Annotated in this window: 22 protein-coding genes; 17 read left to right on the top strand and 5 right to left on the bottom strand. The window is 65.8% G+C overall.

All coding sequences use genetic code 11. From position 1 onward, the window contains the following. Positions 1 to 67 precede the first annotated feature (67 nt). Both MVA47_RS23820 and MVA47_RS23815 read left to right on the top strand, forming a co-directional pair. On the top strand, positions 68 to 1,567 hold the full coding sequence (locus tag MVA47_RS23820; protein ID WP_247210126.1) for a PucR family transcriptional regulator: 1,500 nt from the start codon (positions 68 to 70) through the stop codon (positions 1,565 to 1,567). Between the two features lie 88 nt (positions 1,568 to 1,655). Beyond that, on the top strand, positions 1,656 to 3,140 hold the full coding sequence (locus MVA47_RS23815; RefSeq protein ID WP_247210125.1) for an FGGY-family carbohydrate kinase: 1,485 nt from the start codon (positions 1,656 to 1,658) through the stop codon (positions 3,138 to 3,140). A 53-nt stretch (positions 3,141 to 3,193) separates the two neighbouring features. On the opposite strand, the gene MVA47_RS23810 is transcribed toward MVA47_RS23815, so the two are convergent. Continuing rightward, complete coding sequence (locus MVA47_RS23810) at positions 3,194 to 3,979, bottom strand: SDR family NAD(P)-dependent oxidoreductase (RefSeq protein ID WP_247210124.1); 786 nt, start codon at positions 3,977 to 3,979, stop codon at positions 3,194 to 3,196. Next, positions 3,976 to 4,989 carry a sugar-binding transcriptional regulator gene (locus MVA47_RS23805; protein ID WP_247210123.1) on the bottom strand — a complete coding sequence of 338 codons (1,014 nt, stop codon included), beginning with the start codon at positions 4,987 to 4,989 and terminating at the stop codon, positions 3,976 to 3,978. Before MVA47_RS23805 ends, MVA47_RS23810 begins: the two co-directional genes overlap by 4 nt. Before the next feature lie 170 nt (positions 4,990 to 5,159). Here MVA47_RS23805 and eltD point away from each other — a divergent pair, with 170 nt between their 5' ends. From eltD to ccsB, 14 genes are all read left to right on the top strand, one after another. Next, positions 5,160 to 6,248, top strand: coding sequence for an erythritol/L-threitol dehyrogenase (eltD, locus tag MVA47_RS23800; RefSeq protein ID WP_062797314.1), 1,089 nt, complete (start codon positions 5,160 to 5,162; stop codon positions 6,246 to 6,248). Positions 6,249 to 6,263: 15 nt separating this feature from the next. Then, positions 6,264 to 7,685, top strand: coding sequence for an ABC transporter substrate-binding protein (locus MVA47_RS23795; protein WP_062797316.1), 1,422 nt, complete (start codon positions 6,264 to 6,266; stop codon positions 7,683 to 7,685). Between the two features lie 17 nt (positions 7,686 to 7,702). After that, complete coding sequence (locus tag MVA47_RS23790; RefSeq protein ID WP_030165525.1) at positions 7,703 to 8,659, top strand: carbohydrate ABC transporter permease; 957 nt, start codon at positions 7,703 to 7,705, stop codon at positions 8,657 to 8,659. A gap of 1 nt (position 8,660) precedes the next feature. Further along, positions 8,661 to 9,524: a carbohydrate ABC transporter permease gene (locus tag MVA47_RS23785; protein ID WP_062797320.1), complete on the top strand. Its 864-nt coding sequence runs from the start codon at positions 8,661 to 8,663 to the stop codon at positions 9,522 to 9,524. Beyond that, entirely contained in the window at positions 9,521 to 10,660 is a 1,140-nt protein-coding gene (locus tag MVA47_RS23780) for an ABC transporter ATP-binding protein (RefSeq protein ID WP_247210122.1), read from the top strand. Before MVA47_RS23785 ends, MVA47_RS23780 begins: the two co-directional genes overlap by 4 nt. Further along, a complete protein-coding gene (locus MVA47_RS23775) occupies positions 10,657 to 11,802 on the top strand; it encodes an ABC transporter ATP-binding protein (protein WP_247210121.1) in 1,146 nt (381 codons plus the stop codon). Before MVA47_RS23780 ends, MVA47_RS23775 begins: the two co-directional genes overlap by 4 nt. Beyond that, positions 11,799 to 13,580: a dihydroxyacetone kinase family protein gene (locus tag MVA47_RS23770; protein WP_247210120.1), complete on the top strand. Its 1,782-nt coding sequence runs from the start codon at positions 11,799 to 11,801 to the stop codon at positions 13,578 to 13,580. Before MVA47_RS23775 ends, MVA47_RS23770 begins: the two co-directional genes overlap by 4 nt. Then, positions 13,577 to 14,062, top strand: a complete 486-nt coding sequence (locus tag MVA47_RS23765) for a ribose-5-phosphate isomerase (protein ID WP_023961388.1) — start codon at positions 13,577 to 13,579, stop codon at positions 14,060 to 14,062. Before MVA47_RS23770 ends, MVA47_RS23765 begins: the two co-directional genes overlap by 4 nt. Positions 14,063 to 14,209: 147 nt before the next feature. Then, positions 14,210 to 15,529, top strand: a complete 1,320-nt coding sequence (gene hemL / locus MVA47_RS23760) for a glutamate-1-semialdehyde 2,1-aminomutase (RefSeq protein WP_247211046.1) — start codon at positions 14,210 to 14,212, stop codon at positions 15,527 to 15,529. Next, positions 15,529 to 16,161 carry a histidine phosphatase family protein gene (locus tag MVA47_RS23755; RefSeq protein WP_247210119.1) on the top strand — a complete coding sequence of 211 codons (633 nt, stop codon included), beginning with the start codon at positions 15,529 to 15,531 and terminating at the stop codon, positions 16,159 to 16,161. The genes hemL and MVA47_RS23755 overlap by 1 nt, the downstream gene beginning before the upstream one ends. Positions 16,162 to 16,297: 136 nt before the next feature. Beyond that, positions 16,298 to 16,843 carry a TlpA disulfide reductase family protein gene (locus MVA47_RS23750; protein ID WP_247211045.1) on the top strand — a complete coding sequence of 182 codons (546 nt, stop codon included), beginning with the start codon at positions 16,298 to 16,300 and terminating at the stop codon, positions 16,841 to 16,843. Positions 16,844 to 16,851: 8 nt separating this feature from the next. Next, entirely contained in the window at positions 16,852 to 17,673 is an 822-nt protein-coding gene (locus MVA47_RS23745) for a cytochrome c biogenesis CcdA family protein (RefSeq protein WP_247210118.1), read from the top strand. Further along, on the top strand, positions 17,670 to 19,460 hold the full coding sequence (locus tag MVA47_RS23740) for a cytochrome c biogenesis protein ResB (protein ID WP_247210117.1): 1,791 nt from the start codon (positions 17,670 to 17,672) through the stop codon (positions 19,458 to 19,460). Before MVA47_RS23745 ends, MVA47_RS23740 begins: the two co-directional genes overlap by 4 nt. A gap of 23 nt (positions 19,461 to 19,483) precedes the next feature. Beyond that, complete coding sequence (gene ccsB, locus MVA47_RS23735) at positions 19,484 to 20,458, top strand: c-type cytochrome biogenesis protein CcsB (RefSeq protein WP_247210116.1); 975 nt, start codon at positions 19,484 to 19,486, stop codon at positions 20,456 to 20,458. A 47-nt stretch (positions 20,459 to 20,505) separates the two neighbouring features. Here the strand turns inward: ccsB and MVA47_RS23730 are convergent, their stop codons facing one another. From MVA47_RS23730 to MVA47_RS23720, 3 genes are all read right to left on the bottom strand, one after another. Continuing rightward, entirely contained in the window at positions 20,506 to 20,928 is a 423-nt protein-coding gene (locus MVA47_RS23730) for a helix-turn-helix domain-containing protein (protein ID WP_023961395.1), read from the bottom strand. A gap of 238 nt (positions 20,929 to 21,166) precedes the next feature. Beyond that, positions 21,167 to 21,415 (bottom strand): hypothetical protein, encoded by a 249-nt coding sequence (locus MVA47_RS23725; RefSeq protein ID WP_062797331.1) that lies wholly within the window; start codon positions 21,413 to 21,415, stop codon positions 21,167 to 21,169. Positions 21,416 to 21,540: 125 nt separating this feature from the next. Beyond that, positions 21,541 to 21,792, bottom strand: a complete 252-nt coding sequence (locus MVA47_RS23720; protein ID WP_062797656.1) for a BldC family transcriptional regulator — start codon at positions 21,790 to 21,792, stop codon at positions 21,541 to 21,543. A 258-nt stretch (positions 21,793 to 22,050) separates the two neighbouring features. Between MVA47_RS23720 and MVA47_RS23715 the strand changes: the two genes are divergently transcribed. Further along, a complete protein-coding gene (locus MVA47_RS23715) occupies positions 22,051 to 22,497 on the top strand; it encodes a DUF4229 domain-containing protein (RefSeq protein ID WP_247210115.1) in 447 nt (148 codons plus the stop codon). Positions 22,498 to 22,506 lie beyond the last annotated feature (9 nt).

Below are 22,506 nucleotides of genomic sequence, written 5' to 3'. Positions count from 1 at the left end.
TCCAACGATCGGGCAGTTTTTGCTGTTCTGCGGCCCGAAGCTGGGCCCGAGAAGGAAGGTGGAGCCGTTGACCACCACTGTCCGCTGGCTGCTGGGTCAACGTGACCTCGATCTGCGGTTGATCGGGGGAGCCGCTGGTCAGGACCGCGACATCGACTGCGCACTGAGTTCGGAACTTCCTGCCCCGCACGAGTGGCTCGCCGGCGGGGAGCTGCTTCTCACCACCGGTCTGCGGCTGCCGCCCACGGCTGCCGGGCGCCTCGAATACGTCCGGTTGCTGGATCGGGTGGGCGTCGCAGGTGTCGGATTCGGTGTCGGCCTCGGCTTCGACGACGTGCCGGCTGATCTGGTGGAGGCCGCCGATCAGGTGGGCCTGCCGCTTCTCGAGGTCCCCTTGCCCGTGCCGTTCTCTGCCATCGCGCGCACGGTGCTCGACCACATCGCCGCAGAGCGCTTCGACCAATTCGTCCGCGCGTCGCACACGCAGCCGCGCATCACCCGCGCGATCATCGCCGGCGGCATGCCGGCGGTCGTGCGCGAACTCGCCGACGCCATCGAGCAGACGGTGGTGCTGCTCGACCGCGATCAGCAGCTGGTGAGCGCACGGCCACAACCGGTGTCCGCCGAAGATCTGGAGTCGGTGCGGTCGCAGGTGGGACGTGACCCCGGGGCGGCCAGCGGCGTCACACTGACCGGCGACCGGGTGATCACGGTGCAGCGGATCAGTGTGGCAGGCAACGTATTCGGGCACCTTGCGGTCATCGGCCGAACCCCGCTGGGTGATTTGGAGCGGGTACTGGTGGGTCACGCGACATCGCTGCTCAGTCTCGAACACGCCAAACCCGGTCAGGTGATGCGCGACCAGCAGGCGCTGAACTCCGACGCGTTGACGCTGGCCATGTCGGGCCCGCCGCCCGCGGCAGCGCGCAACATCGTGTTGCGCGCAGCCGACCGGGACGGGCGTGTGCGGATCGCCGTCGCGCAGTACTCGGGGGTGGGAGGTGCACAGCAGGCTGCCGCGGCGGTGGCGGTGGAATTGCAGAACCACTGGCGACCGGTGTTCGTCGACCAGAGTGGTCCGGAGGTGGTGGTGCTCCTTCGCGGGGAGGACCAGCGTTCGTTCGCCGAATCGGTGCTCGCGATGGTGGGCAGGCAAGGGGCCCGTGCCGGATTGGGCACGGTGGTCTCGGTCGACGACATCAGCGACTCAGTCCGTCAGGCTCGGCTCGGATGTGCGGTGGCCGGTGAAGGCGAGGTGGTCGACCTGGCCGCACAGGGATCGGTGCTGGCGCTCGAGCCGGTGCGCCAGGCGTTCAGCGGGGCACACGAATCGGTACTGGGCCCGTTGCTCGAACACGATCGACGCAACGACAGCGCCCTGGTTGAGACGCTGCGTGGCTACCTCCTGGCGAATGGACAATGGGAAGCCGCCGCCACTTCGGTGGGTGTGCACCGGCACACCCTTCGTCACCGGGTGGACCGCATCGAGCAGCTCCTGCGCGTCGACCTCACCGACGCACGAACCCGCGCCGAACTGCTGCTGATCCTCCTGTCGGACCCACGCTGACCCGGTCATTTCCGCGGACCCCATGTCGCCGCTCGCGACGGCGCCAACCCGGTGACGACGATGATGTCCGGCCGATAGGCTGACTCAGGTGGAACTCGTCATCGGAATCGACATGGGCACCGGAAGCAGTAAAGGGGTTCTCGCCGACGCCGGGGGAACGGTGCTCGCCACCGAGACGGTTCCCCACGAGACGTCGATGCCGCGGCCGGGATGGGTGGAGGTCGACCCGGAACGGGTGTGGTGGCAGGAGATCTGCACGATCAGCTCCGCGTTGATGGCCGCCAAACCCGCGAACGGTGATGTGGTCGCGATCTGCGTCAGCGGGGTCGGCCCGTGCCTGGTTCTCTGCGACGCCGATCTCCGGCCCACCCGCCCGGCCATCCTGTACGGCGTGGACACCCGCGCCAGCGCGGAGATCGCCGAGTTGACCGAACAGCTGGGCGCCGAGCGGATCCTCGCCGATGCCGGGACGTTGCTGTCCAGTCAGGCGGTCGGGCCCAAGATGCTGTGGGTGCGCAATCACGAACCTGAGGTGTGGGCGCGCTCAGCGCGCTGGTACGGGTCCAACTCGTACATCGCCGCCAAACTCACCGGCGAGTACGTCATGGATCACCACACGGCCAGCCAGTGCGACCCGCTCTATGCGATAAAGGATTTCGAGTGGCACCGCCGGTGGGCGGAGCAGATCTGCGCAGACATACCGATGCCGCGGTTGTGCTGGCCGGGCGAGGTGGTGGGCACCGTTCACCGTCGCGGCGCGGAGGAAACCGGACTGCCGGAGGGGATCCCGGTGGTCGCGGGCACGGTCGACGCTTTCGCCGAGGCGTTCTCGGTGGGTGTGCGTCAGCCGGGTGACCAGATGCTGATGTACGGCTCGACGATGTTCCTGATCCAGATCATCGACGAGTTCCACAGCGACCCTGCGCTGTGGACCACTGCCGGCGTTCAGGAGCGCACCCTCGCACTCGCTGCCGGGACGTCTACCGCCGGTCGGCTGATCTCGTGGCTCCAATCGGTCACCGGGAACGCATCGTTCGACGAATTGACGTCCGAGGCGATGGCGGTGCCGCCGGGTAGCGAGGGATTGGTCTTGCTGCCGTATCTCGCGGGAGAACGTACTCCGGTGTTCGATCCCGATGCGCGTGGCGTGTTCGCCGGGCTCACGTTGCGCCACAACCGCGGACATCTGTTCCGGTCGGCCTACGAGGGGATCTCGTTCGGTATCCGGCAGATCCTCGAGATGTTCGATGACGCGCACACCGCCAAACGCACTGTCGCGGTAGGCGGCGGGCTGCGCAGCCCGGTGTGGGCTCAAGCGCTCAGTGATATCACCGGCCGTGCCCAGCTGGTCCCCGAACAGACGATCGGCGCGAGCTACGGCGATGCCCTCCTCGCGGCGATCGCGGTTGATCTCGTTGCGCCGGAGACCGACTGGACCAAGCTCGCTCGGGAGATCACTCCCGATCCGAAGGTCGCGTCACTCTATGACGACCTCTATCAGACGTGGCGCGAACTGTATCCGGCAACGGCAGATCAGGTACATCATCTGGCGCGGATGACCGACGACCGCTGAGACCTGGTGGTCGGGTCCACCGCGGCTTGGTCGGTCGCGCCTGCTGTTAACGCTCAGCCCATCGTGTAGCCGCCGTCGACCGGGAGGTCCACGCCGGAGATCATCGATGCCGCGTCTGAGGCCAGCCACAGCACGGTGTTCGACACTTCCTGGGGAATCGCGAAGCGGCCCAGGGGGATCCGGGCCAGCATCGGCGCAGCTTTGGTCTCCTCACCCCACACGCGTTGACCCATCTCGGTGAGCACGACGGTGGGACACACCGAATTGGCGCGGATCCCGTATTGGCCCAGTTCGAGCGCCAGTACCTTGGTGGCCATCACCAATCCGGCCTTGGAGGCGCAGTACGAGTAGTGCTCGCGCAGCGGTGCCAGGGCGGCAGCCGAGGCGACCGTGACGATGGAACCCCCGGTGCCCTGCTCGACCATGATCGAGCCAACCCGTGCGGCCAGCAGGGCGGGAGCTCGGAGGTTGACGTTCAGCACGGCGTCGTACTGCTCGGTGTCGAGGTCGAGAACCGAATGGGGATAGGAGATCCCGGCGTTGTTGATCAGGATGTCCAGGCCGCCGAACGCATCTGCGGCGGCACGCGCGAGTGCGTCGGGGCCATCCGTGTCGGCCAGGTCGGCGACCACTGTGGCAACCCGCGTGCCGTGTTCACGGCGGAGGGTGGCAGCGGCCTCGTCCAACTCGACCTTGTTGCGTCCGCTCAGGATGAGGTCGGCACCCGCGCGTGCGAGCGTGACCGCGATATCGGCGCCGATTCCTTTGGTGGCGCCGGTGATCAGCGCGCGTTTGCCGTCGAGGCGCAGAGTGGTCGGATCGACAGTCGGGGTGGTCATAAGCTCTCCATGATTGCTGTGGCGGTTGCGGGATCGGTGACGAGTTGGTTGAAGAAGCCCGCGGCTGCCCCGGCGACGATCGGGTCGACCTTGTCTTTGCCGACCGCCACACCGATGCCGATCGGCACCTGCTTGAGCAGGTCCAGTTCGATGGCGATGAGCCGCTCGCGTCCGGGGAAATCGACGGCCCGGCCGTCGCGGTCGTAGAAGCGCGAGCACACGTCCCCCACGGCCGAGCGCAGCGACGCCGAGCCGGTCGGGACGAATTGCGGTATGTCAGAACGTAACAGAGGCGGTGCACCGATGCCCATCAGCGCACAGCGGGCCTGCGACCACAGCCGTAGAACCGGCTGGATGCTGGGGTCGGCGGTGAGCGAGGCGTGCAGGTCCGGCCCGGGCAGGGCGGGTGCGAAGAGGTAGTTCGGTCGGCCGCCGATCCTTCCTGCGACGAGGCGGGTGATCTCGTTGGTCTGGTACCACGGCTCGGGCTGGTCGTTGCCGCCGACGGTTGGTACCACCAGTACGCCGGGCAGTTCGGCCATCTCGTACTGGGCCACCTCGTAGACGGTGCGGCCCGAGGACACCAGGAGCACATCGCCCGGCAGTAGGTTCGCGTCACGGAGGCTGCGTGCCACCGCAGGAGCGAGAACCGATCCCATGACCTCCACGGTCGGGCGCGCTGGCGTGGGCGGGGGCAGCGGGCTGCTGAGATACACCCTGTCGAGGTGCAGTGCTGCCGACAGGCTGGTCTCCAGGTCGGCGTCGAAGAAGTCTTGTGGCGCAATCACTTCGATGCGGACGATGCCCCGGCGACGGGCTTCGGCGAGCAGCCGGCTGACGGTTGCGCGGCTGACGCCGAGCTGTGATGCGACATCCAGCTGGGTGGCTTCCTCGGTGTAGTACAGGCGCGCAGCGGCATAGACCAGCGAGGCGGAGAAGTGGCCGGAATCCGACCCGTTCGCCGCATCGGCCGGCGGGGAGGCCGCCGACCTGCGTGTCTGGTTGGCCATGAGGCACACCCCTCCGTCGGTGACTGCGATCCCGCCGATTATGGCACTGCACATTTGTTCATGCGGTGAAAACTCGTGAACATCTGTTCTGTACATATGTATCAGGAAGCGCTAACGTGACCCGGAACACAGCAAAATGAACGCGGCCTCGGCCGGTGAGGAGTTGGCTAATGGGTGAGCAACTACCCGAGAAGATGCAGGCAGTTGTCTGTCATGGACCCGAGGACTACCGCCTGGAGCAGGTCGCGGTACCGGTCGCCGGCCCCGGTGAGGCGTTGATCAAGGTCGAAGCAGTGGGTATCTGCGCGAGTGATCTCAAGTGCTACCACGGTGCGGCGAAGTTCTGGGGGGACGAGAATCGTCCCGCATGGGCCGAGACGGAGGTCATCCCAGGTCACGAGTTCGTCGGCACGGTGGTCTCACTCGACGCCGCCGCCGCCGAGCGGTGGGGGATCGCGGTGGGCGACCGGGTGGTGTCCGAGCAGATCGTTCCCTGCTGGGAGTGCATGTACTGCAAGCGCGGCTGGTACCACATGTGCGCGCCGCACGACCTCTACGGATTCAAGCGCCGTACACCCGGGGCGATGGCCGAGTACATGGTGTATCCCGGAGAAGCGCTGGTGCACAAGGTCTCCAAGGACATCCCGGCGCACCACGCTGCATTCGCCGAGCCTCTGTCGTGCTCACTCCACGCCGTCGAGCGCGCACAGATCACCTTCGAGGACACCGTCGTCGTCGCCGGCTGCGGACCGATCGGCCTGGGCATGATCGCGGGTGCCAAGTCGAAGAATCCCGCTCGCGTGATCGCCCTCGACATGGCCGAGGAGAAGCTCGAACTCGCGAAGCGGTGCGGCGCCGACCTCACCATCAACATCGCGACCGAGGATGCGGTGGCGATGATCAAGGATCTGACGGACGGCTACGGTGCCGATGTGTACCTGGAAGCCACGGGGCACCCCTCGGCGGTCCCGCAGGGATTGAACCTGCTGCGCAAGCTGGGCCGGTACGTGGAGTACGGCGTCTTCGGGAGCGACGTGTCCGTCGACTGGAGCATCATCAGCGACGACAAAGAGCTCGACGTCCTCGGTGCGCACCTCGGTCCGTACTGCTGGCCCGCAGCCATCCGCATGATCGAGTCGGGGGTTCTCCCGATGGACGAGATCTGCACCCACCAGTTGCCGCTGAGCGAGTTCCAGCGCGGATTGGACCTGGTGGCCAGCGGTAAAGAGTCGGTCAAGGTGTCCTTGATCCCGGCCTGAGCGAAAGACGTATCCATGAATGAGAATTTTTCGGTCAACACTCCGATGTCCCGTCGAAACCTGCTGCGGGCGTTCGGCGTGGTGGGTGTGGCCGCTGCCGCTGCACCGATCCTGGGCGCCTGTGGCGTGGGTGGTCGAGTCGATGCGGAGAACGGTGCCGCTGCGGTCTCGGGCTCGTTCGACTGGCGTAAAGCCGAAGGCACCACGCTCAACATCCTGCAGACACCGCACCCCTACCAGCAGTCATTCCAGCCGCTGCTGTCCGAGTTCAGCGCTCTCACCGGCATCAAGGTGAATGTCGATCTCGTGCCCGAGGCCGACTACTTCACCAAGTTGAACACCGAACTCGCCGGCGGCACCGGCAAGCACGACGTCTTCATGCTGGGTGCCTACTTCATCTGGCAATACGGCCCGCCCGGATGGATCGAGGACCTGGGCCCGTGGCTGGGCAACAGCGCGGCCACCAGCCAGGAGTACGACTTCGACGACATCTTCGAAGGCCTGCGCACCTCGACCCGCTGGAACTTCGAGCTGGGCAGCCCTCTCGGCACCGGCGGTCAGTGGGCGATCCCCTGGGGATTCGAGAACAATGTGGTGGCGTACAACAAGGCCTACTTCGACAGCCGGAAGATCGCGCTACCGGACAACTTCGACGACTTCATCCAGCTCGCAATCGATCTCACCGATCGCTCGGAGAACCGCTACGGCATCGCGACCCGCGGGTCGAAGTCGTGGGCGACCATCCATCCCGGCTTCATGAGTCAGTACGCCCGTGAAGGCGCCGTCGACTACACGCTCGACGGAGACGAATTGGTGGCCCGGATGAACTCCGCGAAGGCGGTCGACTTCACGCGCAAGTGGATCGAGATGCAGCACAAGGCCGGACCCACGTCGTGGACCACGTACGACTACCCCAACGCCACCGGTGACCTCGGTGACGGCAAGGCGATGATGGTGTACGACGCCGACAGCGCCACGTACCCCAAGAACAAGCCCGGCGCCAGCGCGCAGGCAGGCAACCTCGGGTGGTACCCCGGACCCGCGGGACCGGACGGCAACTACAACACCAACCTCTGGACCTGGACGTGGGCGATGAACTCGCTGTCCAAGAACAAGCTCGCCGCCTGGCTGTTCATGCAGTGGGCCACCGGCAAAGAAGCGATGAACAAGGCCGTCGAAGGCGGCATCTACGCGGACCCGGTCCGTAAGTCGGTGTTCGACAGCACGTTCAAGCGAATCGCGGCCGATCAGCCGGGCTACCTCGAGACCTTCGAGACGGTCATCGGTTCCTCGAAGATCCAGTTCACCCCGCAGAAGAAGTTCTTCGACACCACCAAGGACTGGGCGGTGGCGTTGCAGGACATCTACGGCGGCGACGACGCCCAGTCCCGGCTGGACAGTCTGGCCAAGACAAACACCTCCAAAGTGAATCTCTAACGGAGAGAGAAGAACCAATGACCACTCAAGCGTCAAAGGCGACGACGGACGGTGTTTCGGGCCAGCCGCCTGTCCGTGCGGACAAACCGGTCGAGGTGCCGACCTGGCGCCGACGGCTGCGCCCCTACCTGCTCTCGCTTCCCGCACTCATCATCGTCATCGGCATCCTGTACCCGTTCTTCGTCGGTGCCTACTACTCGGTGCTCAACTACGCGGCGGTCAACCCCGATCCCGTGTTCGTCGGTTTCCGCAACTTCGCATCGGTGCTCGGCGACCAGATCTTCTGGCAGAGCGTGCAGGTCACCGGAGTGTTCGCGGTTGTTGCCACGGCGGTCGAGACCGTCCTCGGCGTGGGCCTCGCGCTGTTGCTCAACCGCTCCAGCATCATCGGCAAGATCTTCGAGAAGGTCCTGATCCTGCCGCTGATGATCGCACCCGTCATCGCGGGCGTGATCTGGAAGCTGATGTTCAACCCGCAGTTCGGAATCCTCAATCACGTTCTGGGACTGGGGAACACCTTCGACTGGTTGTCCAGCACCAATGCGCTCTGGTCGGTGATCCTGGTCGACGTCTGGATCTTCACGCCCTTTGTCGCGATCCTCGTGCTCGCGGGCATCCGCTCGCTGCCGAAGGAGCCGTTCGAGGCCTCCGAGGTCGACGGTGCCAACTGGTTCTTCATGTTCCGCAAACTGATGCTCCCCATGCTGTGGCCCTACATCCTGGTGGCCGTCATCTTCCGGTTCATGGACAACCTCAAGGTGTTCGACGCGATCTACGTGCTCACCGCGGGCGGCCCCGGCGTCTCGACCCGCACCCTGCAGATCGGCGCGTTCGAGGACGCGATCATCAACCTCGACTACTCCCGTGGAGCGACCTACATGTTGCTGCTCTGGATCATCGTGTTCATCACCGCACGCGTTCTCGTCAGCGTGCTCGGAAAGGCGCAGCGACGAGCTGCGGGAGCGGAGTCCTGACATGGCGCGTGAACTCTTGCCCGGTCAAAAGCGTTTCACCGTCGGGTCGGTTGCGGCCGACCTCACCCTGATCGCGTGGTTCATCTTCTCGCTGTTCCCGATCATCTGGATGGTGATCCTCTCGCTGAAGAACACCGAGCAGCAGACCAGCACCTACTTCTCCTTCAGCCCCACGCTGGAGAACTTCTCGACGGTGCTGTCCAACAAGGGAACCGAGCTGACCAGCGTCGACTTCAAGGCGTCGCTGCTGACCAGCCTGATCAACTGTGGTGGTGCGGTCATCGTGTCGCTGGTCATCGGAATCCCGGCGGCTTACGCGGCCGGCCGTTGGAAGTACCGCGGCAGTGAGGATCTGATGTTCCAGATGCTCTCGTTCCGGTTCGCCCCCGAGCTCATGGTGATCGTCCCGCTGTTCGTGATCTACAACCAGATCGGACTCTTCGACACCAACGTCGGAATGATCTGGGTGCTGCAGCTGGTCACCATGCCGCTGGTGGTGTGGATCCTGCGTTCCTACTTCCAGGATCTGCCCGAAGACCTCGAGCAGGCGGCCCTGCTGGACGGCTACACCCGGTCCCGGGCGTTCGTGATGGTGGCGCTGCCGCTGGTCCGTCCGGGCATCGCGGCCGCCGGACTGCTGGCGTTCATCTTCGCCTGGAACAACTACGTGTTCCCGTTGATCCTCGCCGACAGCAATGCCGGTGTGACGGTGGCTATCACCAAGTTCCTCGGCGGTGGCGGTCAGGCCTACTACAACCTCACCGCGGCAGCGGCGGTCATCGCGGCGCTGCCCCCGCTGATCCTCGCGCTGACCATTCAGCGTTACCTCGTCCGCGGTCTCTCGTTTGGAGCGGTGAAAGCATGAGCACTCTCAGGCTCGACAACCTCAGCAAGAACTACGGCAACACGGTCGGCATCAAAGACCTGTCCCTCGACATCGCGGACGGCGAGTTCTTCGTCATCCTCGGACCCAGTGGTGCGGGAAAGACCACCACCCTCAAGTCGATTGCCGGTCTGGTCGACGTCGATGCAGGTTCGGTGCACATCGGCGGCGTCGACATGACACTGGTGGAGCCCTACCGCCGGAACGTGGCGATGGCGTTCGAGAGCTACGCGCTGTATCCGCAGAAAACGGTGTCGCAGAACCTCGAATCGCCGCTGAAGTCGGGACGGACGGGCAAGTACACCGACGCCGAACGCAAGCAGCGCATCGATCAGGTCACCACCACACTGGGCATCAACCATCTGCTCGAGCGCTTCCCCCGTGAGCTGTCCAACGGACAGCGACAGCGTGTTGCGCTCGGCCGGGTGCTGGTGCGACCGGCGGATGTCTACCTGCTCGACGAACCGCTCAGTCACCTCGACGCCAAGCTCCGCGCAGCGATGCGTGCCGAGCTGAAGCAACTCGGCCAGATGTCGAGTACCACCACCATTTACGTCACGCACGACTACCAGGAGGCGCTCGCGCTCGGTGATCGCATCGGGGTGCTGCGCGACGGAGAACTGGTCCAGGTCGGCACGCCCGAGCAGATCTGGCGCAGCCCGGCCGACACCTTCGTGGCGAAGTCGTTGGGACAGCCCGAGATCAACGTCGTCGACGCTGTGATCGATGGCTCGACCGCTCGGCTGGGCGACGGATCGGGAAGGGTGCGGGTGCCGGACGGCGTGATGGCGTCGTCGGGCGACCGTGTGCGCGTCGGACTGCGGCCCTGTGATCTGAAGGTGCTGGGTCGCGGCGACCGGATCCCCGACGATGCGATGCAGTTGCACGGTCGGGTGATGCTGGCCGAGCGACTCGGTCGGAACGTGGAGCTCACCATCGACTCGTGTGGACGGCAGATCATCGCATTGTCCAGCGGGCGTGAACATTTCGCGGAAGGCGCCGAGGTGAGCCTCACCGTCGCCACCCGCGATGTCCACGTGTTCGACGACGAGCAGGCCGGCGCTGACAGCGTGCGGCTGATATCGAACGTGCAATCGGAAATGGAGGCAACCCGGTGAGCTCGACGACCATCCCCGCCCCGAGTCAGGTGTCGTCTGACGTCGCCAAGAGCCTGACCCTCGACAAGCTGGTGAAGACGTACTCGGCCCGCGGCCGCGAGAGTTTCCAGGCGGTCAAGGGCATCGATCTGACCATCGCCCCAGGGGAACTCGTCGCATTGCTCGGTCCTTCGGGCTGTGGCAAGACGACAACCCTGCGCATGATCGCCGGTCTCGAAACCGTCACATCCGGTTCGATCAAAGTCGGAGACAAAGAGATCTCGCAGCTGCCCGCAGCCAAGCGAGGCATCGGTGTGGGCTTCGAGAGCTACGCTCTGTACCCGCCCATGTCGATCCGCGACAATCTCGCGTACGGACTCAAGGCCCGCAAGGTTTCCGGTGCCGACCAGCTGGTGGAGACCATCGCCAGTCGTTTGGAGATGGAAGACCTTCTGTCGCTTCGGCCGGCGAGCCTGTCGAGTGGTCAGAAGCAGCGGGTGGCGCTGGCGCGAGCGCTCGTCCGCAACCCACCGGTACTGCTGCTGGACGAGCCGCTGAGCCACCTCGACGCATCAGCCCGGCAACGGGTGCGCCGCGAACTCAAGGTGCTGCAGCGCGAATTCGGATACACCACCATCGTGGTCACGCACGACCAGGTCGAGGCACTCTCGCTTGCCGACCGTCTCGCCGTGATGAACCACGGCGTGATCCAGCAGTTCGGCACGCCGGACGAGGTCTTCGACGACCCGGCGAATCTCTTTGTCGCCGAGTTCGTGGGCGAACCGCAGATCAACGTGCTGCGCGGTGTCACCCGCACCATCGACCAGACGGTTTTCGTCGAGATCGGGCGTGGTGCAGGACGATTGGCGACCACCGTGCGTGGCCCGATCGCCGATGGCACCCGGGTGTCGGTGGGGTTGCGACCGCAGGATTGCTCGGTTGTCCGGACCGCCGGTGATCCGACCGTGTCGGCGTCGGTGGCGTACTTCGAGCATCTCCTGGAGTTCGGGCTGGCCACGTGCACGGTCAGTGGCATCGAGGAAGGGATCGTTGTACAGACGCCCGCCGAGGACCACTTCACCACGGACCAGAAGATCGAGATCGGCGCCCCACCCGAGCGCGTGTACCTCTTCGACGCCGATGGCGGGGAGCGGTTGCGATGACCCGGTTGTTCAACGACCCGTCGCGGTTCTCCGAGGACATGCTCGCGGGCTTCTGCGATGCCAATTCCCGGTACGTCGCGGCCGTACCCGGGGGAGTGGTGCGTGCGCACAGGACGCCACCGGGCAAGGTCGCGGTGGTGGTCGGCGGCGGCTCTGGTCACTACCCCGCGTTCTGCGGCGTCGTGGGCCCCGGGTTCGCCGACGGGGCCGTGGTGGGCAACATCTTCACCTCGCCGTCCACCGATGAGGCCACCTCGGTGGCCCGCGCTGCCGACGGCGGTGCCGGCGTGTTGTTGACCACCGGGAACTACGCGGGCGACGTGATGAACTTCGGGCTCGCCGTGCAGCAGCTGCGGGCCGAGGGGATCGACGCGCACTACCTCGCGGTCACCGACGACGTCGCCAGTGCACCGGCCGGTGAGGAGTCCCGGCGGCGAGGCATCGCAGGCGATTTCACGGTGTTCCGGTGTGCCGGTGCCGCGGCCGATGCCGGCCGGGACATGGCCGGCGTCCTCGACATCGCCCGGCGGGCCAACGACGCAACGCGCACACTCGGTGTCGCTTTCGACGGATGCACGATGCCCGGGGCAGATGCCCCGCTGTTCACCGTCCCGGCCGGGAAGATGGGTGTGGGCCTCGGCATCCATGGTGAACCGGGCATCGCCGACGAGCCGATGCCGACGGCCGGGGAACTGGCTCGCACACTGGTCGACGGCGTGCTGGCCGCAGCTCCCACCACCGACTCGAAGCGGATCGCCGTGATTCTCAACGGGCTCGGCCGCACCAAATACGAGGAACTGTTCGTGGTGTGGTCCACGGCGTCGGCGCTGCTTCGCGAGGCGGGGTACACCCTGATCGATCCCGAGGTGGGGGAGCTGGTGACCAGCCTCGACATGGCCGGTTGTTCGCTCACCGTGATGTGGCTCGACGACGATCTCGAGCATTACTGGACGGCCCCCGCCGACACCCCTGCCTACCGGAAGATGACCGCCGACCACGTGGGCCCGTCGATGGGTGACGCGCAATTACGTTCGGAGACAGATGAAGTCGCGGTGGCCGCGGCCCCTGCGTTGGCATCCCTCTCGGACGAGGCGGGCCGCCGCACCGGACAGGTGGTCGGAGAGGCATTGCAGGCCCTTGCCGATGCGGTGGCGGGCGCCGAGACGGAACTCGGCCGCATCGATGCCGTGGCCGGCGACGGTGACCACGGTCGCGGAATGGTCAAGGGCAGTTCGGCCGCTGTCGCCGCGGCCGATGAGGCCATAGCAGCTCAGGCGGGTGCCGGATCGGTACTCGCCGCCGCCGGAAAGGCCTGGGCCGCAAAGGCAGGCGGCACATCGGGTGTGTTGTGGGGTGCACTGCTCGGTGCACTCGGCGCCCGGCTCGGCGACACCGGTTCACCCGACACCGCACTGCTCGGTGCCGGGTTGCGCGACGGGTATCAGGCACTGGTCGATCTCGGCGGTGCTGCGCCCGGCGACAAGACGATGCTCGACGCGCTGGGGCCCTTCGTCGAAGAGATCGAACGACAGGCCGCCGACGGCGTCGGCTGGCACGAGGCCTGGTCGGCCGCCGCAGTGGTGGCCGACGAGTCCGCACAGGCCACAGCTCGACTACGGCCGAAGGTCGGCCGTGCCCGGCCCCTCGCCGAACGCAGCGTCGGGACACCCGATGCCGGCGCGATCTCACTGGCCCTGTCGGTGCAGGCAATCGCCGACCGAACCAGCGCCCTCGTGGGCGCAGGGCACTCACGCGATGAGAGGACATCTCACTCATGACCGATTCACAGAACTCCGGCGCACTACGCATCGTCATCGGATCCGACGACGCGGGCTACGAGTACAAGGAAACCCTGAAGGCTGACCTGCAGTCCGACGGAAGGGTCGACAGCGTCGTCGACGTCGGCGTCGGTGCCGACGACCAGACCGCGTACCCGCACGTCGCGGTGACAGCCGCGCGAATGGTCGCCGAGGGCAAGGCCGACCGCGCGCTGCTGGTCTGCGGCACCGGGCTCGGTGTGGCCATCAGTGCCAACAAGGTGCCGGGTGTGCGGGCGGTGACCGCGCACGACAGCTTCTCCGTCGAGCGGTCGGTGCTCAGCAACAACGCCCAGGTGCTGTGTTTCGGGCAGCGGGTGGTCGGGCTGGAATTGGCCCGCCGGCTGGCCCGTGAGTGGCTCGACTACACCTTCGACCCCGAAAGTGCCTCGGCCGGAAAGGTCGCCGCCATCGACGACTACGAGCACAAGACCGCCGGCTGACAAGAACGGCTGAGGCAGAACTTGGTGGGTCCGGGTAGAACGTTTCTCCCCGGTCGCGTTCCCCGGGCCCACCATTCCCACCGCTGGATTTCAGGGATCACAACCATCCATGGCCGGGGTCACATCAGGACATTTGCCACACTGGAGATCGTGCCGCACACCACCGACCGTTCCGCCCAGCTGTTCGAGCGCGCTTCGCGCTCCATACCCGGCGGGGTCAACTCGCCGGTTCGTGCCTTCAACTCGGTTGGGGGTACACCCCGATTCATCTCCAGTGCCTCCGGGTACCGGCTGAACGATGCCGACGGCAACAGCTACGTCGACCTCGTCTCCAGCTGGGGGCCGATGATCCTCGGTCACGCCCATCCCGCCGTGGTCGAGGCGGTGCAGACAGCCGCGACCACAGGTTTGTCGTTCGGTGCACCCACCGAGGCCGAGATCGACCTGGCCGAAGAGATCATCGCGCGGGTGGACCCGGTGCAGCAGGTCCGGCTGGTGAACTCGGGCACCGAGGCAACCATGTCGGCGGTCCGGCTGGCACGCGGGTTCACCGGTCGCAGCAAGATCATCAAGTTCTCCGGCTGCTACCACGGTCACGTCGACGCGCTGCTGGCCGACGCTGGTTCGGGCGTCGCGACCCTCGGGCTGCCGACGTCGCCCGGCGTCACCGGCGCGCAGGCGCAAGACACCATCGTGCTCCCGTACAACGACCTCACCGCGGTCCGCGAGACCTTCGCCGCGTACCCCGGTCAGATCGCCGCCATCATCACCGAGGCGGCGGCAGGCAACATGGGCGCGGTGGCCCCGATCGACGGCTTCAACCAGGGCCTCAAAGACATCACGTCGGCAGATGGCGCCCTGTTGATCATCGACGAGGTGATGACGGGATTCCGCGTCAGCAAAGCCGGCTGGTTCGGCCTCGAGGGTGTCGCAGGTGACCTCTACACCTTCGGAAAGGTGATGAGCGGTGGCCTGCCTGCCGCTGCCTTCGGTGGCCGCGCTGACATCATGGCCTACCTCGCGCCGGCCGGCCCGGTCTACCAGGCCGGCACCCTGTCCGGTAACCCCGTCGCGGTGGCGGCCGGTCTCGCCACCCTGCGCCACGCCGACGACTCCGTCTACGCGGCACTCGACGCCAATTCCAGACAGCTCGGTTCCCTGATCGGCGAGGCGCTCACCGCGGAGGGAGTCGGCCACCGCGTCCAGTTCGCAGGCAACCTGGTCAGTGTCTTCTTCACCACGCAGCCCGATGCCGCCATCAACGACTACGCGGCCGTGAAGAACACCGAGACCTGGCGTTTTGCGCCGTTCTTCCACGCATTGCTCGACGCCGGGGTATACCCGCCGCCCAGCGCCTTCGAAGCCTGGTTTGTATCCGCGGCGCTGGACGTGGATGCTTTCGGTGTCATTGCCGACGCACTACCGGCAGCTGCGGCCGCGGCTGCACGTGCTCGGAAGGAGAACTGATGCAGCAGCGCACCATCGTGCACATGATGCGGCACGGCGAGGTACACAACCCGGACGGCATTCTTTACGGACGCCTGTCGGGCTTCCATCTCTCCGAGCTGGGCGCGTCCCAGGCGCAGAAGGTCGCCGACTCCCTGGCCGACCACGACATCACCCATGTGTTCGCGTCGCCGCTGCAGCGTGCGCAGGAGACGGCCACTCCCATCGCCGCCTCGCACGGCCTGGACATCATCACCGACGAGGGTTTGATCGAAGCCGAGAACACCTTCGAGGGCCTGCGCGTCTCGGCGGGCGACGGAGCTCTGCGTCGGCCGCGGCACTGGCCCAAACTGCGCGACCCGTTCACCCCCAGCTGGGGTGAGCCCTACATCCAGCTCGCGCACCGCATGCTCGCCGTCGCCAACAAGGCGCGCGAGGAAGCTCGTGGCCATGAGGCCGTGTGCGTCAGCCATCAGCTGCCCGTCTACACGCTGCGCCGTTTCCTCGAGGGCCAGCGCCTCTGGCACGACCCGCGTAAGCGGCAGTGCTCGCTGGCGTCGCTGACCAGCCTTCTGTACGACGGCGATGCGCTCGTCGACATCGTGTACTCCGAGCCGGCCGGATCGTCTGATCCGCTCGCCACAGGAGCTTGAGGGAAAACGGAACATCTTGACGGCGAACGACAATGGGGGCCAACTCGGCCGCGGGCGCAGTGTTGCGCGCGTATTGGCCCCGTTGGGATGGCGACTGGGTCTACTGGCCGTCCTCGGCCTGGTGACCCTGCTCGTGATGACGGCGTGCAGCACCGGCGATGACGCGGTCGCCCAGGGCGACACCTTCGAGTTCGTCTCGCCCGGCGGCAAGACGGTCATCTTCTACGACCCTCCCGCCGACCGCGGCAAGGTGGCCGCGATCTCCGGTGAGGACCTGCTCGACGACACCAAGACCATCAACCTGTCCGACTTCGCCGGCCAGGTCGTGGTGATCAACGTGTGGGGTTCGTGGTGTGGCCCGTGCCGCGGCGAGGCCGCGGCCCTGGAGCAGGTGTACGAAGCCACCAAGGCCCAGGGCGTGAGTTTCCTCGGCATCGACCTGCGCGACGAGAAGAGCACGGCACGTGACTTCGTGAAGGACCGCGGCGTCACCTACCCGTCGATCTTCGACTTCCCGGGCCGCACATTGGCCAAGCTCACCACCCCCACATCTGTGGTTCCGACCACCCTCGTCCTCGACCGCGAACACCGCGCGGCCGCCGTGTTCCTCAAGGCAATCACCGCCGAAGAGTTGCAGCCCGTCGTCGAGCGGGTCGCCGCCGAGAGTGCGCCGCAGCAATGACGTCGGTGATGCTGAGCGCCGGAGCCCAGAGCACGGCAACCCTCGCCGGTGTGGGGGACAGCTTCTCCGACACCGTCTCGACGGGCCCACTGTTGCTGGCCCTCGGTGCGTGTGTGCTGGCCGGTCTCGTCTCCTTTGCCTCGCCGTGCGTGGTGCCGCTGGTGCCTGGTTACCTCTCCTACCTTGCCGGTCTCGTCGGAGCGGAGGCACCGGCGATGTCGCCCAAGGAGTCGAGAAAGGCCGGGCGACTTCGGGTCACCGGTGCGGCTCTCTTGTTTGTCCTCGGCTTCACGGTGGTGTTTGTCCTCGCCACCGCATCGGTCTTCGGGATCACGAGCACGTTCATCGTCAATCGTGAACTGCTGCAACGCATCGGCGGCGTGGTCACCATCATCATGGGGCTGGTGTTCATCGGGCTGATCCCGATGTTGCAGCGCGACGCGAGGTTTCATCCGCGACTGGTGTCCAATCTCGTCGGCGCACCCTTGCTCGGCGCGGTGTTTGCACTCGGCTGGACACCGTGCCTCGGTCCCACGCTTGCTGCCGTCATCACCACCGCGAGCGGCACCGAGGGTGCAACGGCTGCGCGTGGGGTCACCCTCATCGTCTTCTACTGCCTCGGCCTGGGGTTGCCGTTCGTCTTGCTGGCCTTCGGCTCCGCGTGGGCTCTGCGTGCGGTGGGCTGGATGCGCCGTCACGCCCGGGCCATCCAGATCTTCGGAGGTGTACTACTGGTTGTCGTGGGCGTGGCATTGGTGACCGGACTGTGGGATCAGTTCATCGTCTGGGTCCGCGACATGTTCGTCACCGACACGGTGCTGCCGATATGACCGCCACCGCCACCAGGGCACCGCAGCCGGGCAAGGTGCCGCCGCCCAGCCCGATCAAGCGCTACCTCCTGTGGCCCGCGCGTAATCTCTGGCGCTCGCTGACGTCGATGCGCACCGCGCTGGCCCTGTTGTTCCTCCTCGCCTTGGCCGCAGTACCGGGCGCGCTGCTGCCACAACGCGACCTCAACGAGCAGAAGACCGAGCAGTACATCGCCGACCACGGCTTCTTCGGTGAGCTGTTCGACAAACTGCAGATGTACGACGTCTTCGGCAGTGTCTGGTTCACCGCGATCTACGCGCTGCTGTTCATCTCCCTGGTCGGGTGCCTCACCCCGCGCATGGTGGAGCACGCCAAGTCGCTCCGGGCGCGTCCGGTGGCCGCCCCGCGCAACCTCGGACGGCTGCCGCGGCACGAGAGCCACGAGGTGGACGGCAGCCCCGAGGCCATCGCGGAGCGGATCAACAGCGGACTCCGCGGATGGCGTAAGACCACCCGGACCACGCAGCGCACCGAAGCCGACGGGTCGGTGGTCACCGTCACCGAGATCTCAGCGGAGAAGGGCTACCTGCGCGAGTTCGGAAACCTGGTCTTCCACTTCGCTCTCCTGGCGCTGCTCGTCTCGATCGCGGCAGGCAAGTTGTACGGCTACGAGGGCACCCGCATCCTGGTGGCCAACGGCGACGAGGGACTGTGCAACACCTCCACGGCGGTCTACGACTCGTTCCGGGCCGGCAACCTGGTCGACGGCACCAACCTCAACGAGTTCTGCATGCAGGTCGACTCGTTCGAGGCCAAGTTCCTTCCCACCGGCCAGCCCGAGGACTACAGCTCAAAGGTGCGGTACCAGGTCGGCGACGACATCGACGGCGACACCTGGAAAGACGCAGAGGTCAAGGTCAACCATCCGCTACGGATCGCAGGCGACCGGATCTACCTGCTGGGCAACGGCTTCGCCCCCACCTTCACCGTCACCTTCCCGAACGGCGAGACCCGTTCGCAGACCGTCCCGTTCCAGCCCAACGAGCTGCAGACGATGATGTCGAGCGGTGCGGCCCGGTTCGACACCCCCGCCGGGCTGTATCCGAACGAGGACGAGCGGCGGAAGAACCAGATCGCGATCGAGGGGCTGTTCGCGCCGACGGCCGTGTTCCACGGCGGTCTGATGACGTCGTCGTTCCCGCTGCCGGAGAACCCCGCCGTCGCCGTCGACATCTACCAGGGCGACACCGGCCTCGACACCGGCCGGCCGCAGAATGTGTTCAGCCTGGACGTCAACCTGATCAACCAGGGCAGGCTGCTCAAGAAGGAAAGGGTCAACCTCCAGCAGGGTGAGAAGGCGACCCTGGAGAACGGCACCACCGTTTCCTTCGACGGCTATCAACGTTGGGTGTCGATGCAGGTGTCCCACGACCCTGCCCAGAACTGGGTCCTCGGTTCGTCGATCGCGATGCTGGCCGGACTGCTGGTCTCGCTGTTGATCAAACGCCGCCGTGTCTGGGCCCGGATCACACCACTGGCCGCAGGTACGAGCCTTGACGATGCCGGTGCGCGGGCGCCCGCAGACGCCGCAGATCAGGCTGGCGATTCCGCCCGCGGACCCGATTCTCACAATCGGCCCGAGACCTCTACTCTGGGTGTGCGACGCTGTGTAGTAGAGATGGCCGGGCTGGCCCGGACCGACCAGGCCGGATGGGGAGAAGGCTTCCCCGACATGGTCGCCGACCTGCTGGGGATCACCCCGCCTGCGTCCGGCAACCAAGCCACACAGGGCAACAAGCGTAAGTAGCGATCGGCTGCGGAAGGTGAGCGATGGACGTCAACGAGACGCTGTCCCGATATTCGGATCTGTGCTTCGGGACCGCGCTGACGGTCTACGTACTGGCGATGGTCATGTTCCTGGCCGCGCTGGCCAGCAAGCGACAGGTCGTCGAGAAGTCGGCTGAACTCGTCGCAGCAGGCGCCGGCCCCACCGTGGTGCCCGCGTCGGATGTCCGTACCCCGGGCAAGCTCGAGACGGCGGCCAAGGCGCCGCTCGGTGATCGGCTGGCCAAGATGGCGTTCGGCGTGGTGTTGCTCGCGACCGCGCTGCAGATCGGGTCGATCGTCCTTCGTGGTTTCGCGACCGGTCGCGCTCCGTGGGGCAACATGTACGAGTTCGTCTCGATCTCGTGCGCGGCGGGCATGGTCGCCGCCCTGTTCGTGCTCCGTAAGCGCGAGTACCGGCCGCTGCTCGGGTTCGTCCTGCTGCCGGTCGTCATCCTGCTGTTCATCGCAGGCACCTACCTGTACACCAACGCTGCCCCGGTGGTGCCGGCCCTCAAGTCGTACTGGCTTGCCATCCACGTCTCGATCGTCGCGACGGGTTCAGGGGTGTTCCTGGTATCCGGTGTCGCGAGCATCCTGTACCTGCTGAAGCTCAAGTACCCCAACCCGAGCGACCGGTTCTGGGGACGCATCCTGCAACGCGTGCCGGCAGCGCAGACCCTGGATCGACTGGCCTACAAGACCGTGGTCTTCGCCTTCCCCCTCTTCGGGCTCGGCGTGATCTGCGGGGCCATCTGGGCCGAAGCGGCATGGGGCCGATTCTGGGGGTGGGATCCCAAGGAGACGGTGTCGTTCATCGCCTGGGTGATCTATGCCGCCTACCTACACGCCCGCGCGACCGCAGGGTGGCGCAACACCGCCGCCGCGTGGATCAACATCGCCGGTTTCGTGGCGATGTTGTTCAACCTCTTCATCATCAATCTGGTTGTGTCCGGCCTACATTCGTACGCCGGACTCTGACCTGGCCCGAGGTGGACCGCCGGACCCGAGGGTCCGCCGGACCATGCTCACTCGTCGCGGTCGGCCTGCTGTTTCTTGACGACCTTGAGTAGCTCGATGACCACGTCGAGGGTGTCGGTGGAGATGGCCTCTTGGCGGAACGCGGCCAGGTGCGCGCCGGTCTCGGCGGCCATCTGGACGTACTCACGCTGCTGCTCTACCCGCTTGAGGTCTTCGTCGGGATCAGTCAGGAAATAAGTGACGCTGATCTCAAATGCTCGCGAGATCGCTTCGACGGTGCGGAACGACGGGGTTTTGGCCTTGCCCGTACGAAGCTGCGAGATATACGCATCGCTGAGCGTGTATCCCAGCTGATTCGCCTTCAGCGCGATCTTCTTGCCGGTGTAAGGAATCCCGTTTTCGTCGCGCACGGTGCTGAACAGCTCATTCAGGTGCTCGGCAAAGCTCTTTCCATCTTGTACAGCTGCCACTTCTCTATCTCCCAGACCTCTAATTTGACCCCGGCGGTATTGCAGGATCGAACTAGACCGAGACTCTACCTTTAAAGTTCGCAAAATGGGTACCCAGAAAAGCACACCGAACCAAGGGTTGACTTACTTAAGTTTATTCACACATCTACGCCTGAAACCGCTGGTCTCGGCCGACCGAACCTGGACGTTGGTTCAACAAACTTTGGACAGTTGTGCAGGTCAGTAGCCCAACCGGAAATTATTGGTCGGTGGCGCTGGGTTTGTCGTCACCATCGGCTTGGAATTTGGGATCTTTATTTCGGGCCTTGCGGTCGAGGTCGTTGAGGAACTCGGGATCGTCGTCCGGGCCGACCGGGCCGCGACGAATCTGCCGACCCGGGGTGCGATCACTCGATTGCCCCGGCATCGCCGGGGCGTCAGGGCCGAACGCACGCCACGCCAGGTATGTGAGTGCCAGCAAGCCGATGATGGCGAGTAGGTAGATCATGTCGGCACCTCCGAAATCAAAGCCGTGTCTTCCAGGCTACGGGAGGCGGGCTCGTGAGATGCCGGGCGTGGCGAGTGTGGGCCGCAAGGTTCGGCGCGATCCTGCGGTCTGGCCTGAGTTAGTTGTCAGCTGCCGGTTGCGGGGGTTCGCCGATTGAGCAGGGCGACCACGTCGGACTCCCGGAAACGGCGGTGACCGCCCGGGGTGCGGATGGCCCCCAGGAGGCCTGAACTGGCCCAACGCGCCACAGTCTTCGGATTGACGTTGAACATCGCGGCGACCTGGCCGGGGGTGAGGGTGTGCTGGCTCGCTGCCTGCGGACTCAGCGTCGGCGGGGCGATACCTGCCGCAGATCCGTTGATACCCGAGTTCGGCATGTTTGCACCGTGGGGGCTTGCAAACGTCATTTGTGCTCCTATCGAGTCCGGCCTCACATCGGCCGCGCCGTGACTCCTGACGGAGGTTTCGGCGGGTCGCGAAGAATCCTGCGGGTGTCGGTGGCCGCGACGATCCGCGAGTCACCGCGACCTCATGGTTACACCCGAAACCCCAGGTATTCGAACGGTCAGCTGTTGGTAAAGGGATCGCAAAGGCGCCCGTTTCGGGTCGGTGCGGAGAGAAGTAAGGTCTAGTTCGTGAGCGAACAAGCAGCCGGCGGCGGAACCGGACCTGACGGCGCAGGCGGATCCAAGAGCGACAAGCCGGGCGGCCGGCGCGCGCCGTCGGCGAAGAAAACGGCTCCGGCCGTCGAACCGAGCCCGGGAGCGGGCCGCCGTCTCGCGTTCGATCTGCTTGCCTTCACCGTCGCGCGGATCGCCCTGGTCATCGCATTGGCAGGAGGTATCTACCTCCTCGGCCGCGCGGTGGGTGTGGACGTCCCCATCCTCGTTGCGGCGTTCTTCGCGGTGATCATCGCGCTGCCCCTGGGAATGGTCCTGTTCCGCGGACTGCGTGACCGCGTCAATGTCGGCATCGCGACCGTCGATGCCGGCCGCAAGGCTCAGCGCGAGAACCTCAACGCCAGGTTGCGCGGTGAGGGACGGCCGGAGTCCGATGACGGCTCCGGTTCGTCGAGTGTGTGACGAGACGGG

Source organism: Williamsia sp. DF01-3 (assembly GCF_023051145.1).
Lineage (GTDB): Bacteria > Actinomycetota > Actinomycetes > Mycobacteriales > Mycobacteriaceae > Williamsia.
This window is presented reverse-complemented; position numbering and strand designations above follow the sequence as displayed.

Bases quoted from the DNA above. Each gene is read 5' to 3' on its own strand.
- MVA47_RS23770 (WP_247210120.1), top strand. From the start codon at position 11,799: ATGACCCGGTTGTTCAACGACCCGTCGCGGTTCTCCGAGGACATGCTC.
- MVA47_RS23745 (WP_247210118.1), top strand. From the start codon at position 16,852: ATGCTGAGCGCCGGAGCCCAGAGCACGGCAACCCTCGCCGGTGTGGGG.
- MVA47_RS23755 (WP_247210119.1), top strand. From the start codon at position 15,529: ATGCAGCAGCGCACCATCGTGCACATGATGCGGCACGGCGAGGTACAC.
- MVA47_RS23725 (WP_062797331.1), bottom strand. From the start codon at position 21,415: ATGATCTACCTACTCGCCATCATCGGCTTGCTGGCACTCACATACCTG.
- MVA47_RS23805 (WP_247210123.1), bottom strand. From the start codon at position 4,989: ATGGCCAACCAGACACGCAGGTCGGCGGCCTCCCCGCCGGCCGATGCG.
- MVA47_RS23785 (WP_062797320.1), top strand. From the start codon at position 8,661: ATGGCGCGTGAACTCTTGCCCGGTCAAAAGCGTTTCACCGTCGGGTCG.
- MVA47_RS23780 (WP_247210122.1), top strand. From the start codon at position 9,521: ATGAGCACTCTCAGGCTCGACAACCTCAGCAAGAACTACGGCAACACG.
- eltD (WP_062797314.1), top strand. From the start codon at position 5,160: ATGGGTGAGCAACTACCCGAGAAGATGCAGGCAGTTGTCTGTCATGGA.
- MVA47_RS23765 (WP_023961388.1), top strand. From the start codon at position 13,577: ATGACCGATTCACAGAACTCCGGCGCACTACGCATCGTCATCGGATCC.
- MVA47_RS23810 (WP_247210124.1), bottom strand. From the start codon at position 3,979: ATGACCACCCCGACTGTCGATCCGACCACTCTGCGCCTCGACGGCAAA.
- ccsB (WP_247210116.1), top strand. From the start codon at position 19,484: ATGGACGTCAACGAGACGCTGTCCCGATATTCGGATCTGTGCTTCGGG.
- MVA47_RS23790 (WP_030165525.1), top strand. From the start codon at position 7,703: ATGACCACTCAAGCGTCAAAGGCGACGACGGACGGTGTTTCGGGCCAG.
- MVA47_RS23750 (WP_247211045.1), top strand. From the start codon at position 16,298: ATGACGGCGTGCAGCACCGGCGATGACGCGGTCGCCCAGGGCGACACC.
- MVA47_RS23720 (WP_062797656.1), bottom strand. From the start codon at position 21,792: ATGCCGAACTCGGGTATCAACGGATCTGCGGCAGGTATCGCCCCGCCG.
- MVA47_RS23795 (WP_062797316.1), top strand. From the start codon at position 6,264: ATGAATGAGAATTTTTCGGTCAACACTCCGATGTCCCGTCGAAACCTG.
- MVA47_RS23740 (WP_247210117.1), top strand. From the start codon at position 17,670: ATGACCGCCACCGCCACCAGGGCACCGCAGCCGGGCAAGGTGCCGCCG.